Raw genomic sequence first — 15,532 nt, 5'->3', positions numbered from 1 at the left:
GGAGATGAAATGACAGAGGAGCGCGTCGAGCATTTGCTCGCCGAGGTGCACGACGAGTTCGGGATGATTCGCGTGTTCGAAGTGGCCGATTACCGGTTTCTCGAATTCGGCGATGCCATCGAGCAGAGCTGCGTGTTCACAGCCGATCCGAGCTGGCTCGAATATGACTACACCCGCGCCATGCTCATTGGCGCGTTGTGTCACCAGCAGCCGGAAAGCGCGCTGTTCCTGGGGCTAGGCGCCGGCACCTTGACCCAGGCGTGCCTCAAGTTCCTGCCGCTGGAAGACGTCGAGGCGATCGAACTGCGCCCCGATGTACCGCGCCTGGCTATTGAATATCTGGGGCTGGATGATGATCCGCGCTTGTACATCCGCGTCGGCGATGCCCTGCAATTGCTCGAAACGGCAGAGCCGGCGGACCTCATTTTTGTCGATCTTTATACGGACGTCGGTCCTGGTGTAGGCCACCTGGCGTGGGGATTCCTGGAGAACTGCCAGAAGCGCCTCAACCCCGGTGGTTGGCTGGTGATCAACCAATGGGCCACCGACGACGGCAAGCCGTTGGGCGCGGCGCTGTTGCGAGGCCTTTATCACCGGCATTATTGGGAGCTGCCGGTGAAGGAGGGCAACGTGATCCTGATCGTGCCTGCGGACCTGGACCAGGAGCTGGACATGGAAGGCTTGGTTGCCCGTGCCGAGGGACTGGCGCCGCGATTGGGCTATTCGTTGCAGTCGTTGATCAAGGCGATTCGCCCGGCGACGTGATCAGACTCGCAAGGGCTTTTGTGGGAGGGGAGCTTGCTCCCGCTCGGCTGCGAAGCAGACGCCTGGGTTGATCTGAAATCGATGGGGGCCGCTTCGCGACCCAGCGGGAGCAAGCTCCCTCGCCACGGGGGGCGCTCGTTTGGAGGTGAACCGTTTTAGCCAGCCGCCGCAAGGTTTTTGGCGGCGAGCCCTAAAACCGTGTTTTCAGGAAAAAAATCTCCCTTTTTGGGCGAATTCCGGTATAGTGCGCGCCGGCCTTTAGCCGGGCCGCGTCAAGGTAGCGCAATTCCCCGAAGCCAGCTTCGGTTGCATGTCCGCACAACGGATGCTTCCACGACGTTCTTTTTCATTCATTCGTTTTCGCAAATCCCCGCCGACAAAGCTGCCAGGGCGACTCTTGAGTCTCAACACGGCATGCGCAGCTTTGGAGCATGGGTCTTTGCGGATGCACTTAGAGGCAGACCCATGACCCAGGAAATCGGCGGCTTCGCCGCTCTTGAACTTCATCCCAATATTGTCGCTGCAGTAGTCGCTACCGGCTATGAAGAGCCTTCGGCCATTCAGCAGCAGTCGATCCCGATCATTCTCGCCGGTCACGATATGATTGGTCAGGCGCAAACCGGTACGGGTAAGACCGCCGCGTTCGCACTGCCGATCCTGCACCGCATTGATCCGTCCAAGCGCGAGCCGCAAGCTCTGATCCTGGCCCCAACCCGTGAGTTGGCGCTACAAGTTGCAACCGCTTTCGAAACCTACGCCAAGCAAATGCCAGGCGTGACTGTCGTGGCTGTCTACGGCGGCGCGCCGATGGGCCCACAACTGAAAGCAATCCGTAATGGCGCACAAATCGTTGTCGCCACCCCGGGCCGTCTGTGCGACCACCTGCGTCGCGACGAAAAAGTCCTCGCCACCGTGAACCACCTGGTTCTCGACGAAGCGGACGAAATGCTCAAGCTGGGCTTCATGGACGACTTGGAAGTCATCTTCAAGGCCATGCCTGAGACTCGCCAGACCGTCCTGTTCTCGGCTACCTTGCCTCAGTCGATCCGTGCCATCGCCGAACGCCATCTGCGCGATCCGAAGCACGTGAAGATCCAGAGCAAGACCCAGACCGTCACCGCGATCGAGCAGGCTCACCTGCTGGTTCACGCCGACCAGAAGACCTCTGCCGTCCTGAGCCTGCTGGAAGTCGAGGATTTCGACGCCCTGATCATGTTCGTGCGCACCAAGCAAGCGACCCTGGACCTGGCCAGCGCCCTGGAAGCCAAAGGCTACAAGGCTGCTGCGCTGAACGGCGACATCGCCCAGAACCAGCGTGAACGCGTGATCGATTCCCTCAAGGATGGCCGCCTGGACATCGTTGTGGCGACCGACGTCGCTGCCCGTGGCCTGGACGTGCCGCGCATCACCCACGTGTTCAACGTGGACATGCCGTACGATCCGGAGTCCTACGTTCACCGTATCGGCCGTACCGGCCGTGCCGGTCGCGAAGGTCGCGCGCTGCTGCTGGTGACCCCGCGCGAGCGCCGTATGCTGCAAGTCATCGAGCGTGTGACGGGCCAGAAGGTGGCTGAAGTTCGCCTGCCGGACGCCCAGGCCGTTCTCGATGCGCGCATCAAGAAGCTGACCAACAGCCTGTCGCCGCTGGTGGCTGACGCCGAGTCGACCCACGGTGATCTGCTTGATCGCCTGACCGCCGACATCGGTTGCACCCCGCGTGCCCTGGCCGCTGCCCTGCTGCGCAAGGCCACCAACGGCCAAGCACTGAACCTGGCTGCAATCGAGAAGGAACGTCCACTGGTGCCGAACAGCGCACCGCGTGGCGACCGTCCTGAGCGCAGCGGTGATCGTCCGGACCGTGGTGATCGCGAGCGTCGTGCACCGATCCCGCTGGCCGAAGGCCGTGCCCGTTGCCGTACCGCGCTGGGCGCTCGTGACGGCATTGCCGCCAAGAACCTGCTTGGCGCGATCCTCAACGAAGGCGGCCTGGCCCGCGAAGCCATCGGTCGTATCCAGGTGCGTGACAGCTTCAGCCTGGTGGAACTGCCGGAAGATGGCCTGGAGAAGTTGCTGACCAAGCTCAAGGACACCCGCGTGGCCGGCAAGCAGCTCAAGCTGCGTCGCTACCGCGAGGATTGATCGACTTGCGGGTTGATTGATCGAGCATGAAAAAATCCCCGACTGGTTCGGGGATTTTTTTGCCTGTCGTTTGGTGCGCCTCAGATGGATCGGCCCGGCCCATCAGTCGAACCGATAGATATCCATCCCCAGTGTTCCCATGGTGAAACCTGCATGGGCAACGCTGAATTTTCCACCGGCGCTGCGAGCAAAAAACAGCGGCAACAAATGCTCATCGCTGGGATGGCTGCGCACGGCATTGGGCGCCTGTCGGCGGTAATCGTGCAGCGCGGGCTCGTTGTTGGCCGCCAGTTGCTCGACTATCCAATCACGAAACGCCTTGGCCCACGGCTCGATGCTGTCGGGGCCGGCGTTCCAATCCAGGTCGCGCAGGTTGTGCGTAATGCTTCCGGAACCGATCACCAGCACGTCTTGTTCGCGCAGGTTCGCCAACGCGTGACCGACTCGCGTTTGCAGCGTCGGCCCCTGGCGGCTAGGCAAAGAGACCTGTACCACGGGAATATCCGCCTCGGGATACATCAACAATAACGGCACCCAGACGCCATGGTCGGATGGCCGCTGAGGGTCGAGGCGTGCCGGCAGATGCGCGGCGTTGAGCATGTCTGCCACCTGTCTTGCCAGTCGAGGATCGCCAGGCGCTGGGTATTGCACTTCATACAATGCAGGTGGAAAGCCGCCGAAGTCGTGCCAGGTGCGTGGCTGCGGATTGGCGCTGACCAGCAGCTCATCGCTCTCCCAATGAGCCGAGACTACGACAATGGCCTTGGGCCTGGGCAGTTGTGCGGCCAGGCGAGCCAGGGCCGGGCCGCTTTCGCCGGGTTCCAGGGCAAGCATGGGTGAGCCATGGGAAATAAACAGGCTGGGCAGCATGAGCGGGCTCCTGAGCGTTAAGACGTGTCATCTTCTGCCAGGTCAATGATCAAAATCTAATATAAGTTTTGAGCTGTTTTGATCGAATTTATGGAGCGAACCCCATGGATCCCGAGTTTTGGCATAAGCGCTGGTCCGCCAACCAGATCGGCTTTCATCTGCCGCAAGTGAACCCTTACCTTCAGCGTTTCTGGCCCCAGTTGGGATTGCCTGAAGAGACACGAGTGTTGGTGCCCCTGTGCGGTAAGACCCTGGATATGCTGTGGTTGGCCGAGCAGGGTTGCTCAGTGCTCGGCGTGGAACTGTCGGAAAAAGCTGTCACTGATTTTTTCCGGGAGCACCAGCTTGAGCCGAACGTGAGTGAGGAGGGCGCCTTCAAGGTATTTCGTGCCGGTGCCATCGAAATTCGCTGCGGCGATTTCTTTGCTTTGACGCCATTGGATGTCGTTGATTGCGCGACGTTGTATGACCGCGCGGCATTGATCGCCTTGCCGGCGCCGATGCGCGAGCGGTACGTGGCCCACTTGCAGCGGATATTGCCAGACTGTGTCGGACTGTTGATTACGCTCGATTACAATCAGGACGAAATGCCTGGACCGCCGTTTTCCGTTGGGCATGACGAGGTGCAGCGGTTACTGGGTGGGGGCTGGCAGCTGGAGGTCTTGCTGGAGCAGGATGTGTTGGGAGAGAGCTGGAAATTCTTGCAGGCGGGTGTGAAGCGGTTGGATGAGCGGGTGTATCTCCTTTCCAGGCTTTGATGTGTGGTGCTTATGACAGGCCAGGCACCGCATGAAACGGTAGCCACAAAAAAGCCCGCATCGCTGCGGGCTTTCCTTTTGAGGCTCTAGCGATCAACCACGGCGACGCAGTGCGTCGATTCGCTCTTCCAGCGGCGGGTGGCTCATGAACATGCGGGCCAGGCCCTGCTTGATGCCGCCGTTGATGCCAAAGGCATTCAAGGTGTCGGGCATGTGCACCGGCAGACCCTGCTCGGCCCGCAGGCGTTGCAGGGCGCCGATCATGGCGCTGGTGCCGGCCAGGCGGGCACCGGCGTCATCGGCGCGGAATTCGCGTTTACGCGAGAACCACATGACGATGGCGCTGGCGAGGATGCCCAGTACCAGCTCGGCGAAAATGGTTGCCACGTAATAGGCGATGCCTTGGCCTTCTTCGTTCTTGAAGATCACCTTGTCGACAAAGTTGCCAATGATGCGGGCGAAGAACATCACGAAGGTGTTCACCACGCCCTGGATCAACGCCAAGGTCACCATGTCGCCGTTGGCCACGTGACCGATCTCGTGCGCCAGTACGGCCTTGACTTCGTCCGGCGAAAACCGTTCGAGCAGGCCCTGGCTAACCGCGACCAGGGCGTCGTTCTTGTTCCAGCCGGTGGCAAAGGCGTTGGCCTCGTAGGCCGGGAAAATCCCGACTTCGGGCATCTTGATTCCGGCTTCACGGGACAGCTGCTCTACAGTCTGCAGCAGCCATTGTTCGTGGCGAGTGCGCGGCTGGCTGATGATCTGGGTGCCGGTGCTCATCTTCGCCATCCACTTGGAGATGAACAGCGAGAACAGGGAACCGGCGAAACCGAACACCGCACAGAAGATCAGCAGCTGATTGAGGTTGAGATCAACCCCGTTGGCCGCCATGAACCCGTTGAAGCCGAAAAGGCTCAGGGTGATGCTGGCAATCAGCACGACCGCCAGGTTAGTGGCCAAAAACAGCAGGATGCGCATCATGGTGGTAGCAATCTCCTCATGCTAAAGATGTAGCGTTATGCGGGGTATATAAGGTGCTGCCGCGGGCTATTCAACTCGCCTACTATTTCAAACTGTGTCCTACACGCATCCTAAATGTTTGAAAGACTTTTCTGAAAGTCGTCGCGGAATTGAGATTTGACGTCCATGCCCCCTGAACGTTGAGTCTCCTTTCATACCGGATGCTCGATTCCCAGTGTAGAAGGCCAGCCGCCGCGCAAAGAACGGATGTGTTGCTGAATCAGACAGCGTGCGAGGCGAGGGCCCTCGCACGCTGGCCGGACTACTGGCGGTAGGACTTGAGGAAGTTGCCGATGCGGCCGATGGCCTGGTCGAGGTCGTCGACCCGTGGCAGGGTCACGACGCGGAAATGATCCGGCCATGGCCAGTTGAACGCCGTGCCCTGGACGACCAGCAGCTTCTCGGACAGCAGCAGGTCGAGGACGAATTTTTCGTCGTTGTGGATTGGGCAGACTTTCGGGTCGATCCGTGGGAAGGCATACAAGGCCCCCATTGGCTTGACGCAGCTGACGCCAGGGATGTCGTTGAGCAATTCCCACGTACGGTTGCGTTGCTCCAGCAGCCGGCCCTGGGGCAGGACCAGGTCGTTGATGCTCTGGTAGCCACCCAGCGCCGTCTGGATCGCGTGCTGGCTCGGCACGTTGGCGCACAGGCGCATGTTGGCCAGCATGTCGATGCCTTCGATGTAGCTCTGGGCGTGATGCTTGGGCCCGGAAATGGCGATCCAGCCGGAGCGGAAGCCGGCGACGCGATAGGACTTGGACAAACCGTTGAAGGTCAGGCAAAGAAGGTCGGGCGCAAGGGAGGCGGTGCAGACGTGCACGGCGTCGTCGTACAGGATCTTGTCGTAGATCTCGTCGGAAAACACCACCAGGTTGTGCTGGCGGGCCAGTTCCAGCATGCCCAGCAACACTTCCCGGGAATAGACGGCGCCGGTCGGGTTGTTCGGATTGATGATCACCAGGGCCTTGGTGTTGGGCGTGATCTTGGCCTTGATGTCCGCCAGGTCGGGAAACCAATCGGCTTGTTCATCGCACAAGTAATGCACCGGATTGCCGCCGGACAGGCTCACGGCAGCCGTCCACAGCGGATAGTCCGGTGCCGGTACCAGCACTTCATCGCCGTTGTTGAGCAGGGCCTGCATGGACATCACGATCAGCTCGGACACGCCGTTGCCCAGGTAGATGTCCTCGATACCGATGCCCTCGACCTGCTTCTGCTGGTAATACTGCATCACGGCCTTGCGCGCACTGAACAGGCCTTTGGAGTCGCTGTAGCCCTGGGCGGTCGGCAGGTTGCGGATGACGTCCTGGAGGATCTCATCGGGCGCTTCGAAACCAAAGGGCGCCGGGTTGCCGATGTTCAGCTTGAGGATGCGGTGGCCTTCCTCTTCCAGGCGTTTGGCGTGCTTGAGCACCGGGCCGCGAATGTCGTAGCAGACGTTGGCGAGCTTGTTCGATTTGCTGACCTGCATGGCGATGTGTTCCCGAAAATGAACGATCCAGGGGGCAGATGAACTACCGTACTGGGGATCCTGCGTCTGTGCCCGGGCCGGACGCGGTAGATGCGCCACAATCCATTTGAATGCGCATGGCGTGACTGCCAGACTGGCGCCTGACGAGGCGCAATCATACGTGCCGCCCGATCTGTGGAAAAGCGTCGGATCGGGCTTTTTCAATTGCCGAGGTAGGACGATGGAAAAGTTGGAGAAAACCCTTGAAGAATGGCGTGAGATGCTCGATCCGGAGCAATACAACGTCTGCAGGCTCAAAGGCACCGAGCGACCGTTCTCCGGCAAATACAACGAGACCAAGATCGACGGCGTTTACCACTGCATTTGCTGCAACGAACCGCTGTTTGATTCGACGACCAAGTTCGATTCGGGCTGTGGCTGGCCGAGTTTCTACGCGCCGATCGAAGGCCGCGCGGTGGTGGAAATACGGGATGTGAGCCATGGCATGATTCGCACCGAGGTGGTCTGCGCCAAATGCGACGCGCACCTGGGCCACGTCTTCCCCGACGGCCCGCCGCCTACCGGCTTGCGTTATTGCATCAACTCGGTGTGCCTGGATCTGGTGCCGCGCGAGTAAGACTCGGCGCGGCCTTCGTGGCGAGGGGGCAAGCTCCCTCGCCACAAGAGCCGTTTGGTTTTATCGAGGTGTCCGGATAATTAAATTGCACACAATTTAATTGCTCGCTATCTTCGTCTCCCCAACCTTTCCAGGAGCCGCCGTCATGACTGACAATTTGCTGAGCATTCCCTGCACCACCATCAAGGGTGAAGAAAAGACCCTCGCGGATTTCGCCGGCAAGGCCGTTTTGGTGGTCAATACTGCCAGCCAATGTGGCTTTACCCCGCAGTACAAGGGGCTTGAGGCATTGTGGCAGTCCTACAAGGACCAGGGGCTGGTGGTACTGGGTTTTCCCTGCAATCAGTTCGGCAAGCAGGAGCCAGGCAACGAAGGCGCCATTTCCGAGTTTTGCGAGCTCAATTTCGGCGTGAGCTTTCCACTGTTCAAGAAAGTCGAAGTCAACGGCGCCAATGCCCATCCATTGTTCGTCCAGCTCAAGCAGCGGGCGCCTGGCGTGCTGGGGTCCAAGGGCATCAAATGGAATTTCACCAAGTTCCTGATCGGCAAGGACGGCCAAGTGGTCAGGCGCTTTGCCCCGACCACCAAGCCCCAGGACCTCACCGCCGAGATCGAAGCCCTGCTCAAATGAATGATCTGCCAGTCGATTCGCTGAAGCTCGACAGCCAGCTGTGCTTCAAGTTGTACGCCGCATCGCGGGCGGTGATCCGTGGCTACAAGCCGATGCTGGAACAGCTTGGCCTGACCTACCCGCAATACCTGGCGATGCTCGTACTGTGGGAATGGCAGGACAACACGCCGGAGCAGCCGACTGTAAAAGCCCTGGGCGAACGCTTGCTGCTCGATTCAGGCACGCTGACGCCGCTGCTCAAGCGTTTGGAACAGCTGGAGCTGGTCCAGCGCCAGCGTTCGGCCCGGGATGAACGCGAGGTGCACCTGAGCCTGTCGGAAAGCGGAAAGGCGTTGCGTGAGCAAGTCGGCCCGCTCAAGGCTCGCTTGTTGTGCGACAGCGGCGTCGATCTGGATCGCTTGGGCGACCTGCGCGATGGCCTGGACCACCTGTTGGCCCAGATCAAAGCGCTGACGTAGTGGGCACCCATTGATCCAGCAGTGCGGCCAGTTCTTCGCGACGGAACGGCTTGGACAGATAGTCGCTCATGCCAGCGGCCCGGCAGCGCTCCCGTTCCTCGGGCATGGCGTTGGCCGTCAGCGCGACAATCGGCAGGTCCGGCCAGCGCCCGCTGCGGCGGATCTGCCGGCTGGCTTCGTAACCGTCCATGACCGGCATGTTGCAGTCCATCAAGACGAGGTCGAATTCCCGTTGTTCGAGCTGGTCCAGGCCCTCGGCGCCATGGGCCGCGACAACCACTTCACACCCCAGTTTGATCAGCATCCCCTTGGCCACCAGTTGGTTGACGGGGTTGTCTTCCACCAGCAGCACGCGAGCACGCAAGGCGGGGGCCGAGGCTTCTATCTGCGCTTCATTGATCGTGGTCGCCTCGCTTTGCAAGGCACGACGCAAAATCTGGTAAAGCGCATGGCGCGCCAACGGCCGGGCCTGTTGCAGCAAGGGGGCGAGGGCGCTCGCTTCTTCGCTGGGCATGAAACTGCCGTAGGCGGTGACCAACAGGATGGGGGCGTCGAAGGTCGGTCGCAGGTTGAACAGGCATTCCGGGCAATCGGTCACCAGGACGTCGGGCTTGAGCCCCAGCAGCCCGTCATCGACGGAACGCTGGATATAATCCACTCCCCAGGCGGGTAGCAACATGCCCAGCAGTTCGCTCAGCCCGCTGTTGGAGGTGGTAATGGCCACGACGTTTCCATGCAAGGGCTCGATGGGCGCAGCGGGGGTGTGGCAAGGCAGCGGCAGGTCTGCGCAGAACTGGCTGCCGAAGCCGGCTTCGGAGCTGATCGTCAGCCGGCCCTGCATGGCTTCGCAGAGGTTGTAGGTCAATGCCAGCCCCAACCCGGTGCCGCCGAACTGGCGAGTAATGCCGGCGCCGGCCTGGGTGAACGGCTGGAGAATCCGCGCCTGGGCCTCCTGGGGGATGCCGATGCCGGTGTCGCAGACTTCGATCCGCACGCCGCCTTCGTACTGGCTCAAGCGCACATCGACCCGGCCGAAGCGGGTGAACTTCAAGGCGTTGGACAGCAGGTTGCTGACGATCTGGCGGACGCGGGTCGGGTCGCCAAGCACCTGCGCGGGAAACTGCGGATCGATCAGGCACGCCAGCTCGACGCTCGGGGCGGCATTCTGGGAGAGCAGGTTGGCGGTGTCTTCAATCAGCGAACCCAGGTCGAATGGAATGCGTTCGAGTTCCAATTGACCGGCGTCGAATTTGGACAGGTCGAGGATATCGTTCAGCAGCTCGACCAGTACCTTGCCCGAGTCGTGGGCAATCGACAGTTGTTGCTGTTGTTCGGCGGTCAGCGGGCCGTCCAGCGACAGCGCGATCATCCCGAGCAGGCCGTTGAGTGGCGTGCGGATCTCATGGCTCATGTTGGCAAGGAATGCGGAGCGTGCGTCGGCCATGTCCAGGGCGGTACGCCGGGCCACTTCCAGCTCTTCGTTGGACTGGCTGAGGCGGGCGTTGATGGCCTTGAGTTCGGCGGTGCGCGCCGAAACGATGTTTTCCAGTTGCGCCAGGTAATCGGTGAGGCGATTTTCAGCCGTGCGCCGCTGCTGGATCTCGGTGGAGATATTTTCGAACTGCTGGTTGGCGACCGATACCAGCACGCCGATTTCATCGTATTGATGGCCGGAAGGGCATTCCAGCGGGCTCTGTTCGAGGGTGCCGGGATCGCGGCTGCTCAGCTCGCGGATGACCCTCACCAACGGCTTTGTGAGCATGACGTAGAACAGCGCCAGCAGCAGGCCGGTCAGGATCAGGCTGCGGGCGAAACCGTTGAGCAAGGTGATTTCGGCCCGACGCAGGAAGCGACTGCCAAACGAATACGTGTCGACATCCAACCGCAACACACCCAGGGATTCTCCGGGCAGATGGCTCAGGTAGAGCCGGTCTTCGAACTGGCGTTGGGCGCCAAAGAGAAAGTCACTGATGAACCGGTAGCTGCTCTGTAATTCGGGGCGCTTGACGCTGGCCAGGACCGTATTGTTGTTGTCGATCAGTTCGGCGCCGATGATGGCCGGTGAGCGCAACAGGCCCAGGGCCAGTTCCTGGGCGAGTTCGGCGTCGATGTTGTAGGCGATGCGCGAGGCCGGGTTGTGGCTGATTTCCAGCAACGAGAGGATTTCACGGTTGATCGACGCGTCTTCGCTGGCATAATCGATGCCGATCTGCACCAGGCTTAGCAACGTGCCCAGCACGAAACCCACCAGGACGGTCAGTCGGGCCTGTTTGTACGACAGACGTTGGGTGAACCTGATGTCCATGGAATGGTGAACCACTTACGTTTCCCTTCGCCGGTCAAGCATAGCTGATCATCTCTGAATACCGGTGCGACCGGTGTGTAGTGTGTGAAACAGACCCGCCATCGGCTTCGTCGTTTCGTCGTTGTAGCGTCATCATTACTGTGAACTTGTCCGAGGAGAAGACGTGGACGCCCGATTGATTGCTTTTCTTGAGCGCGCCAATGCGATGCTGGCCCGTATCGAGCCCCTGTTGCCCGCGCCACGGCCTGCCATCGACTGGAACCAGACCCTGGCCGCCCGTTGGCAACGCGACGGGCGCGGCGGTTTCCTGCTGCCGCTGCAGGTCAGCCTCGACATGCGCCTGTCGGACCTGATCGGTGTGGATCGCCAGGTCGAACAGTTGGGGCGCAACACCCGGCAATTCATCGATGGCATGCCGGCCAACCATGCGTTGCTCTGGGGCTCGCGCGGCACTGGCAAGTCGTCGCTGGTGCGGGCCTTGCTGGCCGAACATGCCGGCCAGGGGCTGCGCTTGATCGAGATCGAGCGCGATCATTTGGCCGATCTGCCTCGGGTGGTCGAGCAGGTAGCGAAATTGCCCCAGCGCTTCGTGGTCTTCTGCGACGACTTGTCGTTCGAATCCGGCGAAGGTGACTACCGCGTGCTCAAGAGCGTGCTTGACGGTTCCCTTGAACAAGCCCCGGACAACGTGTTGCTGTATGCCACCTCGAACCGCCGCCACCTGGTGCCGGAGAAGGAAAGCGACAACGAGAACTGGAAGCGGGTCGACGGCGAGCTTCATCCCAGTGAAGCCGTGGAGGACAAGATCGCCTTGTCTGACCGCTTCGGTCTCTGGCTGTCGTTCTACCCCTTTACCCAGGAGCATTTCCTCGACGTGGTGGAGCATTGGATCGGCGAGCTCGCGGCGAAGGCCGGACTGGCCTGGCAACGTGACGAAGCGTTGGAAATACAGGCGGTTCGCTGGGCGACCGGACGCGGCAATCGCAACGGGCGCTGCGCCTATCAATTCGCCCGTTATTGGGTGGGTCTCAAACTCCTGGAGCACAACGCATGATCGATTTGAAGAGCACTGGCGAAGGCCTCGAAGGCTATGGCTTGTTATCGGCACAGCTGCAATCGCTGCTGGCGGATGAGCGCGATTTCATTGCCAACGCGGCACAGTTCTCGGCCTTCCTGTTCAGTCAACTGGACGACCTCAACTGGGCTGGTTTTTACCTCAATCGCAACGATGAACTGGTGCTGGGTCCGTTCCAGGGGCAGATCGCCTGTGTACGGATTCCCTTTGGCCGCGGCGTGTGTGGAGTCGCTGCGGCAAGCCGCCAGACCCAGCGCGTCGAGGATGTCCATGCCTTTGCCGGGCACATCGCCTGCGACAGTGCCTCGAACAGCGAGTTGGTGGTGCCGTTGGTCAAGGACGGACGTCTGATCGGCGTGCTGGACCTGGACAGTCCGAAACTGGCGCGCTTTACCGAGCATGACCAGGCCGGCATCGAACAATTGGCCGCGATATTCCTGCGCCTGACCGATTGCTGATCATGCTGTCAATCCTGCCTTGGCCAGCAGGCTGTCCGGGTCGATTTCGTCTATCTGGCGTGGGTCAAGAAACGCCTCGGCATAGCGCAGGTAGATCCTTTCTTCGATAAACAACCCGAACAGCTCGGGATCGATATGGGCGTCGCGGCACATGGTGGCCATGATGCCCAGGGCTTCGCTCAGCTTCTTGGCTTTTTTATACGGGCGATCAGCCGCTGTCAGGGCTTCGAAAATATCCGCGATCGCCATCATTCGAGCCGGCAGGCTCATCTGCTCGCGCTTCAATCGCTTGGGATAACCGGTGCCGTCCATTTTCTCGTGATGGCCGCCGGCAATTTCCGCAACGTTTTCCAAGTGGCTGGGGAAGGGCAACTGGCTGAGCATCAGGATCGTCTGGACCATGTGATGGTTGATCACGTAGCGCTCTTCGCGAGTGAGCGTGCCGCGCGTGATGCTGAGGTTGTAGAGTTCGCCGCGGTTGTATTTCCAGGTCGGCACATCGAGCTGGAAGCCCCATCGATTGTCCGCCGGAATCAGCTCGGCTTCATGCCGCTCGAGCAGATGCTCGGGCTTGTCCGCCAGCAAAGGTTCAACGACGGGCAGCGTCGGCTTGGGCGTGCGCGCCTGGCGACGGTTCTCTTCCCAGGAAACCCCCAGGCGATCGTCCAGGGTCCGGGTCCATGTGCGCCGGGCGATATGTTGCAGGCGTAGCAGGTCGGCATCGGCCATGGCTTCTGAACCGAGGTTGCAACGTGCGACGAAGGCGAAGTCATCGTCGAGGACGGCCAGTGTCGCGTCGCGTTGCGCGGCCAGGGGTGAGGCGTCGCCTTCAGTTGCCAGTCCCTGCCAGTAGTCGATCCAGGCGTCGCGCTTGAGGACTTCGAAACGGGTTCGGATCTCGTGGATGCGATCATTCAGGGTTTCCAGCTTGGTGGCTTTGTCCACCACGTATTCGGGTGTGGTGACCTTGCCACAATCGTGCAGCCAGGCAGCGATGTGCAGCGCCTCCCATTCGTCTTCGGTCGGCTGGTAGCCTTCGAACGCTGGTGCCGGGCTGGCGGCGGCGGCCTGGGCAAGCATCAGCGTCAGGGCCGGTACTCGCTGGCAATGGCCGCCGGTGTAGGGGCTTTTGGCATCGATCGCGCCGGCAAGCAACTGTATGAATGAGTCGAGCAGTTGCTTTTGCCTGGCTTGCAGGCGCTGGCTTTCGATGCTCACCGTCGCGGTGCCGGACACGGCCTGCAGGAATGCGATGCGGTCCGGCTGGAGTTTTTCCAGGTCCGCTTCGGTGCCTGTGTCAGTGATCAACAAGACCAGCGCGCCGACGGTTTCCTGATGACGGTTGCACAAGCGAATGCCGATCAGGTGGACCCGTGGCGCGTCCAGCGCAAGCAGGACACTGCGCAAGTCGGCCGCCTGCTCGAAGCCCAGGGATGAAACCAGGGTTTGCGCGGTGGCCAGTTCACGAAGCCACTGGGGATTGTCCGCGGCGCCCAATCCATAGCCTCGCAGCGCGAAGGTTTGCGGATCCCGAGGCGATCCGTCGATGACCAGTCCGTAGGGCTTGATATGCTCGCCATCGCTCTCGCGCAGATAGATCAGGCCGGCTTGGGCCTGGGCGATTTTCACGGTCTCGAACAGCACGCGTTCCAGTAGCGGGGCGAAGCGGGTTTCGGCGCGCAGGCTGGCGGTGATCTCGAAGAAACTTGCCAGGGTTTCTTTCATGCGGCCCATCGAAACGCCTAATTGATCGACTTCCAGCACAGGGGAGCGACGGGACACCGGGTAGTTGAAATTGAAACTGCGGATGGCATCGGCTTCTTGCACCAGGGCACGCAATGGCTTGACCAGTATCCTGGAGGTCAGCCAGCCCAAGGGCAGGCACAGCAGCAAGGTGGCGAGGGTGATCAGCGCGCCTTGCCAACGCATGCGATAGGCACCGGCCAGCAACTCGTCTTCCGGAACCAGCAACGCCAGTTCCAGACCCTTCGGCCCGCCTTCCTGCATGTGACTGCGAGAAACGATCCACTCACGGCCCAACGCCTCCAGGCGCGGTGTGTCAGCGTCGTTGTCGAGCGCGGTGGCAATGGCGGGGTGCAGGTCACGTGCCTTGATCAGGCGTGCCGACTGGCTGTCGGTGATCAACCGCTCGCTGTCGGGGTATCCCACTGCGTTGCCTTGGAGATCGATCAGGACAATTTCGGTGCCGGCGGTCACCTTGTGCTTGGCCAGCGTCTGGGAGAGGGCGGCCAGGGTCAGGTCCGCACCGATGACCGCCTGGTCGCCACTTCGACGGGCCAGGGTCGTGCCGATGTTGCGGCTGGAAAAAAACACATAGGGCTCGGTGGTGATCTGTTCGTTGCTGTCCATTGCGCTGCGAAACCAGCTGCGGCTGCGCGGATCGAACGTCTCGCCGGGGTTGTCGCGACGGCCGATGAGCGTCAGGGCCTGGTCGTAGAACAGCGACTGAGAGATTACCCGGCCTTCGTTGTCCGGACGCTCGACGGTCCAGACCTCGTAGTGTGCAGCGGCCGGCGCCTTGAGCGCGGTTTTTGCGGCTTCTGTACGCAACGGCCGGACCATCAGGAAATTGCCATCGCGATCGCCCAGGTACAGCGATGCCAGGTTCGGATTGTCCCGCAGTGCCTGGGTGAATGGACCGAGCAAGGCCAGTCGCTGAGCCATCCGGGGCTCTCGGGTCGCCGGGTAGTGGGCCAGCAGGCCCAGCAGATGGCGGATCGGTTCATAGGTGTCGTAAAGGTCCAGGCGCACGTCCTGTTCGATTCGATTGAACAGCTGTTCGCTGCTGGACAGGATGATCTGGGTGGTTTGCCGGTAGTTGAAGACGCCCAGCACCACACCGGTCAGCAGCAGGAGCAGCGTGAACATCACGCTGATATGAACGTGCAGGGGAAACCGGCGTTTTTGCGGACGCGGTGCGCTGGGCATTTCCGTCACTCCAA

13 protein-coding genes are annotated in these 15,532 nt (G+C 61.0%); 8 read left to right on the top strand and 5 right to left on the bottom strand.

Annotation, left to right across the window (positions count from 1 at the left end):
* The first annotated feature begins 9 nt into the window (after positions 1–9).
* Together VQ575_RS18045 and VQ575_RS18040 are read left to right on the top strand one after the other, a co-directional pair.
* Positions 10–765: a spermidine synthase gene (locus VQ575_RS18045; RefSeq protein ID WP_039588916.1), complete on the top strand. Its 756-nt coding sequence runs from the start codon at positions 10–12 to the stop codon at positions 763–765.
* A 465-nt stretch (positions 766–1,230) separates the two neighbouring features.
* Entirely contained in the window at positions 1,231–2,904 is a 1,674-nt protein-coding gene (locus VQ575_RS18040) for a DEAD/DEAH box helicase (RefSeq protein ID WP_039588917.1), read from the top strand.
* 102 nt (positions 2,905–3,006) lie between these two features.
* On the opposite strand, the gene VQ575_RS18035 is transcribed toward VQ575_RS18040, so the two are convergent.
* A complete protein-coding gene (locus VQ575_RS18035) occupies positions 3,007–3,774 on the bottom strand; it encodes a DODA-type extradiol aromatic ring-opening family dioxygenase (RefSeq protein ID WP_039588918.1) in 768 nt (255 codons plus the stop codon).
* A 104-nt stretch (positions 3,775–3,878) separates the two neighbouring features.
* Between VQ575_RS18035 and VQ575_RS18030 the strand changes: the two genes are divergently transcribed.
* Positions 3,879–4,532, top strand: a complete 654-nt coding sequence (locus VQ575_RS18030; protein ID WP_045155456.1) for a thiopurine S-methyltransferase — start codon at positions 3,879–3,881, stop codon at positions 4,530–4,532.
* Between the two features lie 93 nt (positions 4,533–4,625).
* On the opposite strand, the gene htpX is transcribed toward VQ575_RS18030, so the two are convergent.
* Together htpX and VQ575_RS18020 are read right to left on the bottom strand one after the other, a co-directional pair.
* Positions 4,626–5,513, bottom strand: a complete 888-nt coding sequence (htpX, locus tag VQ575_RS18025) for a protease HtpX (RefSeq protein ID WP_003183732.1) — start codon at positions 5,511–5,513, stop codon at positions 4,626–4,628.
* 301 nt (positions 5,514–5,814) lie between these two features.
* Complete coding sequence (locus VQ575_RS18020; RefSeq protein WP_039588920.1) at positions 5,815–7,026, bottom strand: pyridoxal phosphate-dependent aminotransferase; 1,212 nt, start codon at positions 7,024–7,026, stop codon at positions 5,815–5,817.
* Positions 7,027–7,246: 220 nt separating this feature from the next.
* On the opposite strand from VQ575_RS18020, the gene msrB reads away from it, so the two are divergent.
* The 3 genes from msrB (at position 7,247) to VQ575_RS18005 (ending at position 8,731) form a co-directional block, all read left to right on the top strand.
* On the top strand, positions 7,247–7,642 hold the full coding sequence (gene msrB / locus VQ575_RS18015) for a peptide-methionine (R)-S-oxide reductase MsrB (protein WP_045155457.1): 396 nt from the start codon (positions 7,247–7,249) through the stop codon (positions 7,640–7,642).
* Positions 7,643–7,787: 145 nt separating this feature from the next.
* On the top strand, positions 7,788–8,273 hold the full coding sequence (locus tag VQ575_RS18010) for a glutathione peroxidase (RefSeq protein WP_325918140.1): 486 nt from the start codon (positions 7,788–7,790) through the stop codon (positions 8,271–8,273).
* Complete coding sequence (locus VQ575_RS18005) at positions 8,270–8,731, top strand: MarR family winged helix-turn-helix transcriptional regulator (RefSeq protein ID WP_039588923.1); 462 nt, start codon at positions 8,270–8,272, stop codon at positions 8,729–8,731. Before VQ575_RS18010 ends, VQ575_RS18005 begins: the two co-directional genes overlap by 4 nt.
* Here the strand turns inward: VQ575_RS18005 and VQ575_RS18000 are convergent.
* Entirely contained in the window at positions 8,715–11,036 is a 2,322-nt protein-coding gene (locus tag VQ575_RS18000) for a hybrid sensor histidine kinase/response regulator (RefSeq protein WP_045155459.1), read from the bottom strand. The genes VQ575_RS18005 and VQ575_RS18000 overlap by 17 nt on opposite strands.
* 163 nt (positions 11,037–11,199) lie before the next feature.
* Here VQ575_RS18000 and VQ575_RS17995 point away from each other — a divergent pair, with 163 nt between their 5' ends.
* Both VQ575_RS17995 and VQ575_RS17990 read left to right on the top strand, forming a co-directional pair.
* A complete protein-coding gene (locus tag VQ575_RS17995) occupies positions 11,200–12,090 on the top strand; it encodes an ATP-binding protein (RefSeq protein ID WP_325918138.1) in 891 nt (296 codons plus the stop codon).
* Positions 12,087–12,569: a GAF domain-containing protein gene (locus VQ575_RS17990; protein WP_325918136.1), complete on the top strand. Its 483-nt coding sequence runs from the start codon at positions 12,087–12,089 to the stop codon at positions 12,567–12,569. Before VQ575_RS17995 ends, VQ575_RS17990 begins: the two co-directional genes overlap by 4 nt.
* On the opposite strand, the gene VQ575_RS17985 is transcribed toward VQ575_RS17990, so the two are convergent.
* Positions 12,570–15,518, bottom strand: a complete 2,949-nt coding sequence (locus VQ575_RS17985) for an HD domain-containing phosphohydrolase (protein ID WP_325918134.1) — start codon at positions 15,516–15,518, stop codon at positions 12,570–12,572.
* Between the last annotated feature and the right edge of the window lie 14 nt (positions 15,519–15,532).

It is taken from the genome of Pseudomonas frederiksbergensis (genome assembly GCF_035751725.1).
Taxonomy (GTDB): Bacteria; Pseudomonadota; Gammaproteobacteria; order Pseudomonadales; family Pseudomonadaceae; genus Aquipseudomonas; species Aquipseudomonas frederiksbergensis_A.
Note: the sequence above shows the minus strand (reverse complement) of the source record. Positions and strands in the feature narration are given on the sequence as shown.

Bases quoted from the DNA above. Each gene is read 5' to 3' on its own strand.
- VQ575_RS18045 (WP_039588916.1), top strand. From the start codon at position 10: ATGACAGAGGAGCGCGTCGAGCATTTGCTCGCCGAGGTGCACGACGAG.
- VQ575_RS18040 (WP_039588917.1), top strand. From the start codon at position 1,231: ATGACCCAGGAAATCGGCGGCTTCGCCGCTCTTGAACTTCATCCCAAT.
- VQ575_RS18035 (WP_039588918.1), bottom strand. From the start codon at position 3,774: ATGCTGCCCAGCCTGTTTATTTCCCATGGCTCACCCATGCTTGCCCTG.
- VQ575_RS18030 (WP_045155456.1), top strand. From the start codon at position 3,879: ATGGATCCCGAGTTTTGGCATAAGCGCTGGTCCGCCAACCAGATCGGC.
- htpX (WP_003183732.1), bottom strand. From the start codon at position 5,513: ATGATGCGCATCCTGCTGTTTTTGGCCACTAACCTGGCGGTCGTGCTG.
- VQ575_RS18020 (WP_039588920.1), bottom strand. From the start codon at position 7,026: ATGCAGGTCAGCAAATCGAACAAGCTCGCCAACGTCTGCTACGACATT.
- msrB (WP_045155457.1), top strand. From the start codon at position 7,247: ATGGAAAAGTTGGAGAAAACCCTTGAAGAATGGCGTGAGATGCTCGAT.
- VQ575_RS18010 (WP_325918140.1), top strand. From the start codon at position 7,788: ATGACTGACAATTTGCTGAGCATTCCCTGCACCACCATCAAGGGTGAA.
- VQ575_RS18005 (WP_039588923.1), top strand. From the start codon at position 8,270: ATGAATGATCTGCCAGTCGATTCGCTGAAGCTCGACAGCCAGCTGTGC.
- VQ575_RS18000 (WP_045155459.1), bottom strand. From the start codon at position 11,036: ATGGACATCAGGTTCACCCAACGTCTGTCGTACAAACAGGCCCGACTG.
- VQ575_RS17990 (WP_325918136.1), top strand. From the start codon at position 12,087: ATGATCGATTTGAAGAGCACTGGCGAAGGCCTCGAAGGCTATGGCTTG.
- VQ575_RS17985 (WP_325918134.1), bottom strand. From the start codon at position 15,518: ATGCCCAGCGCACCGCGTCCGCAAAAACGCCGGTTTCCCCTGCACGTT.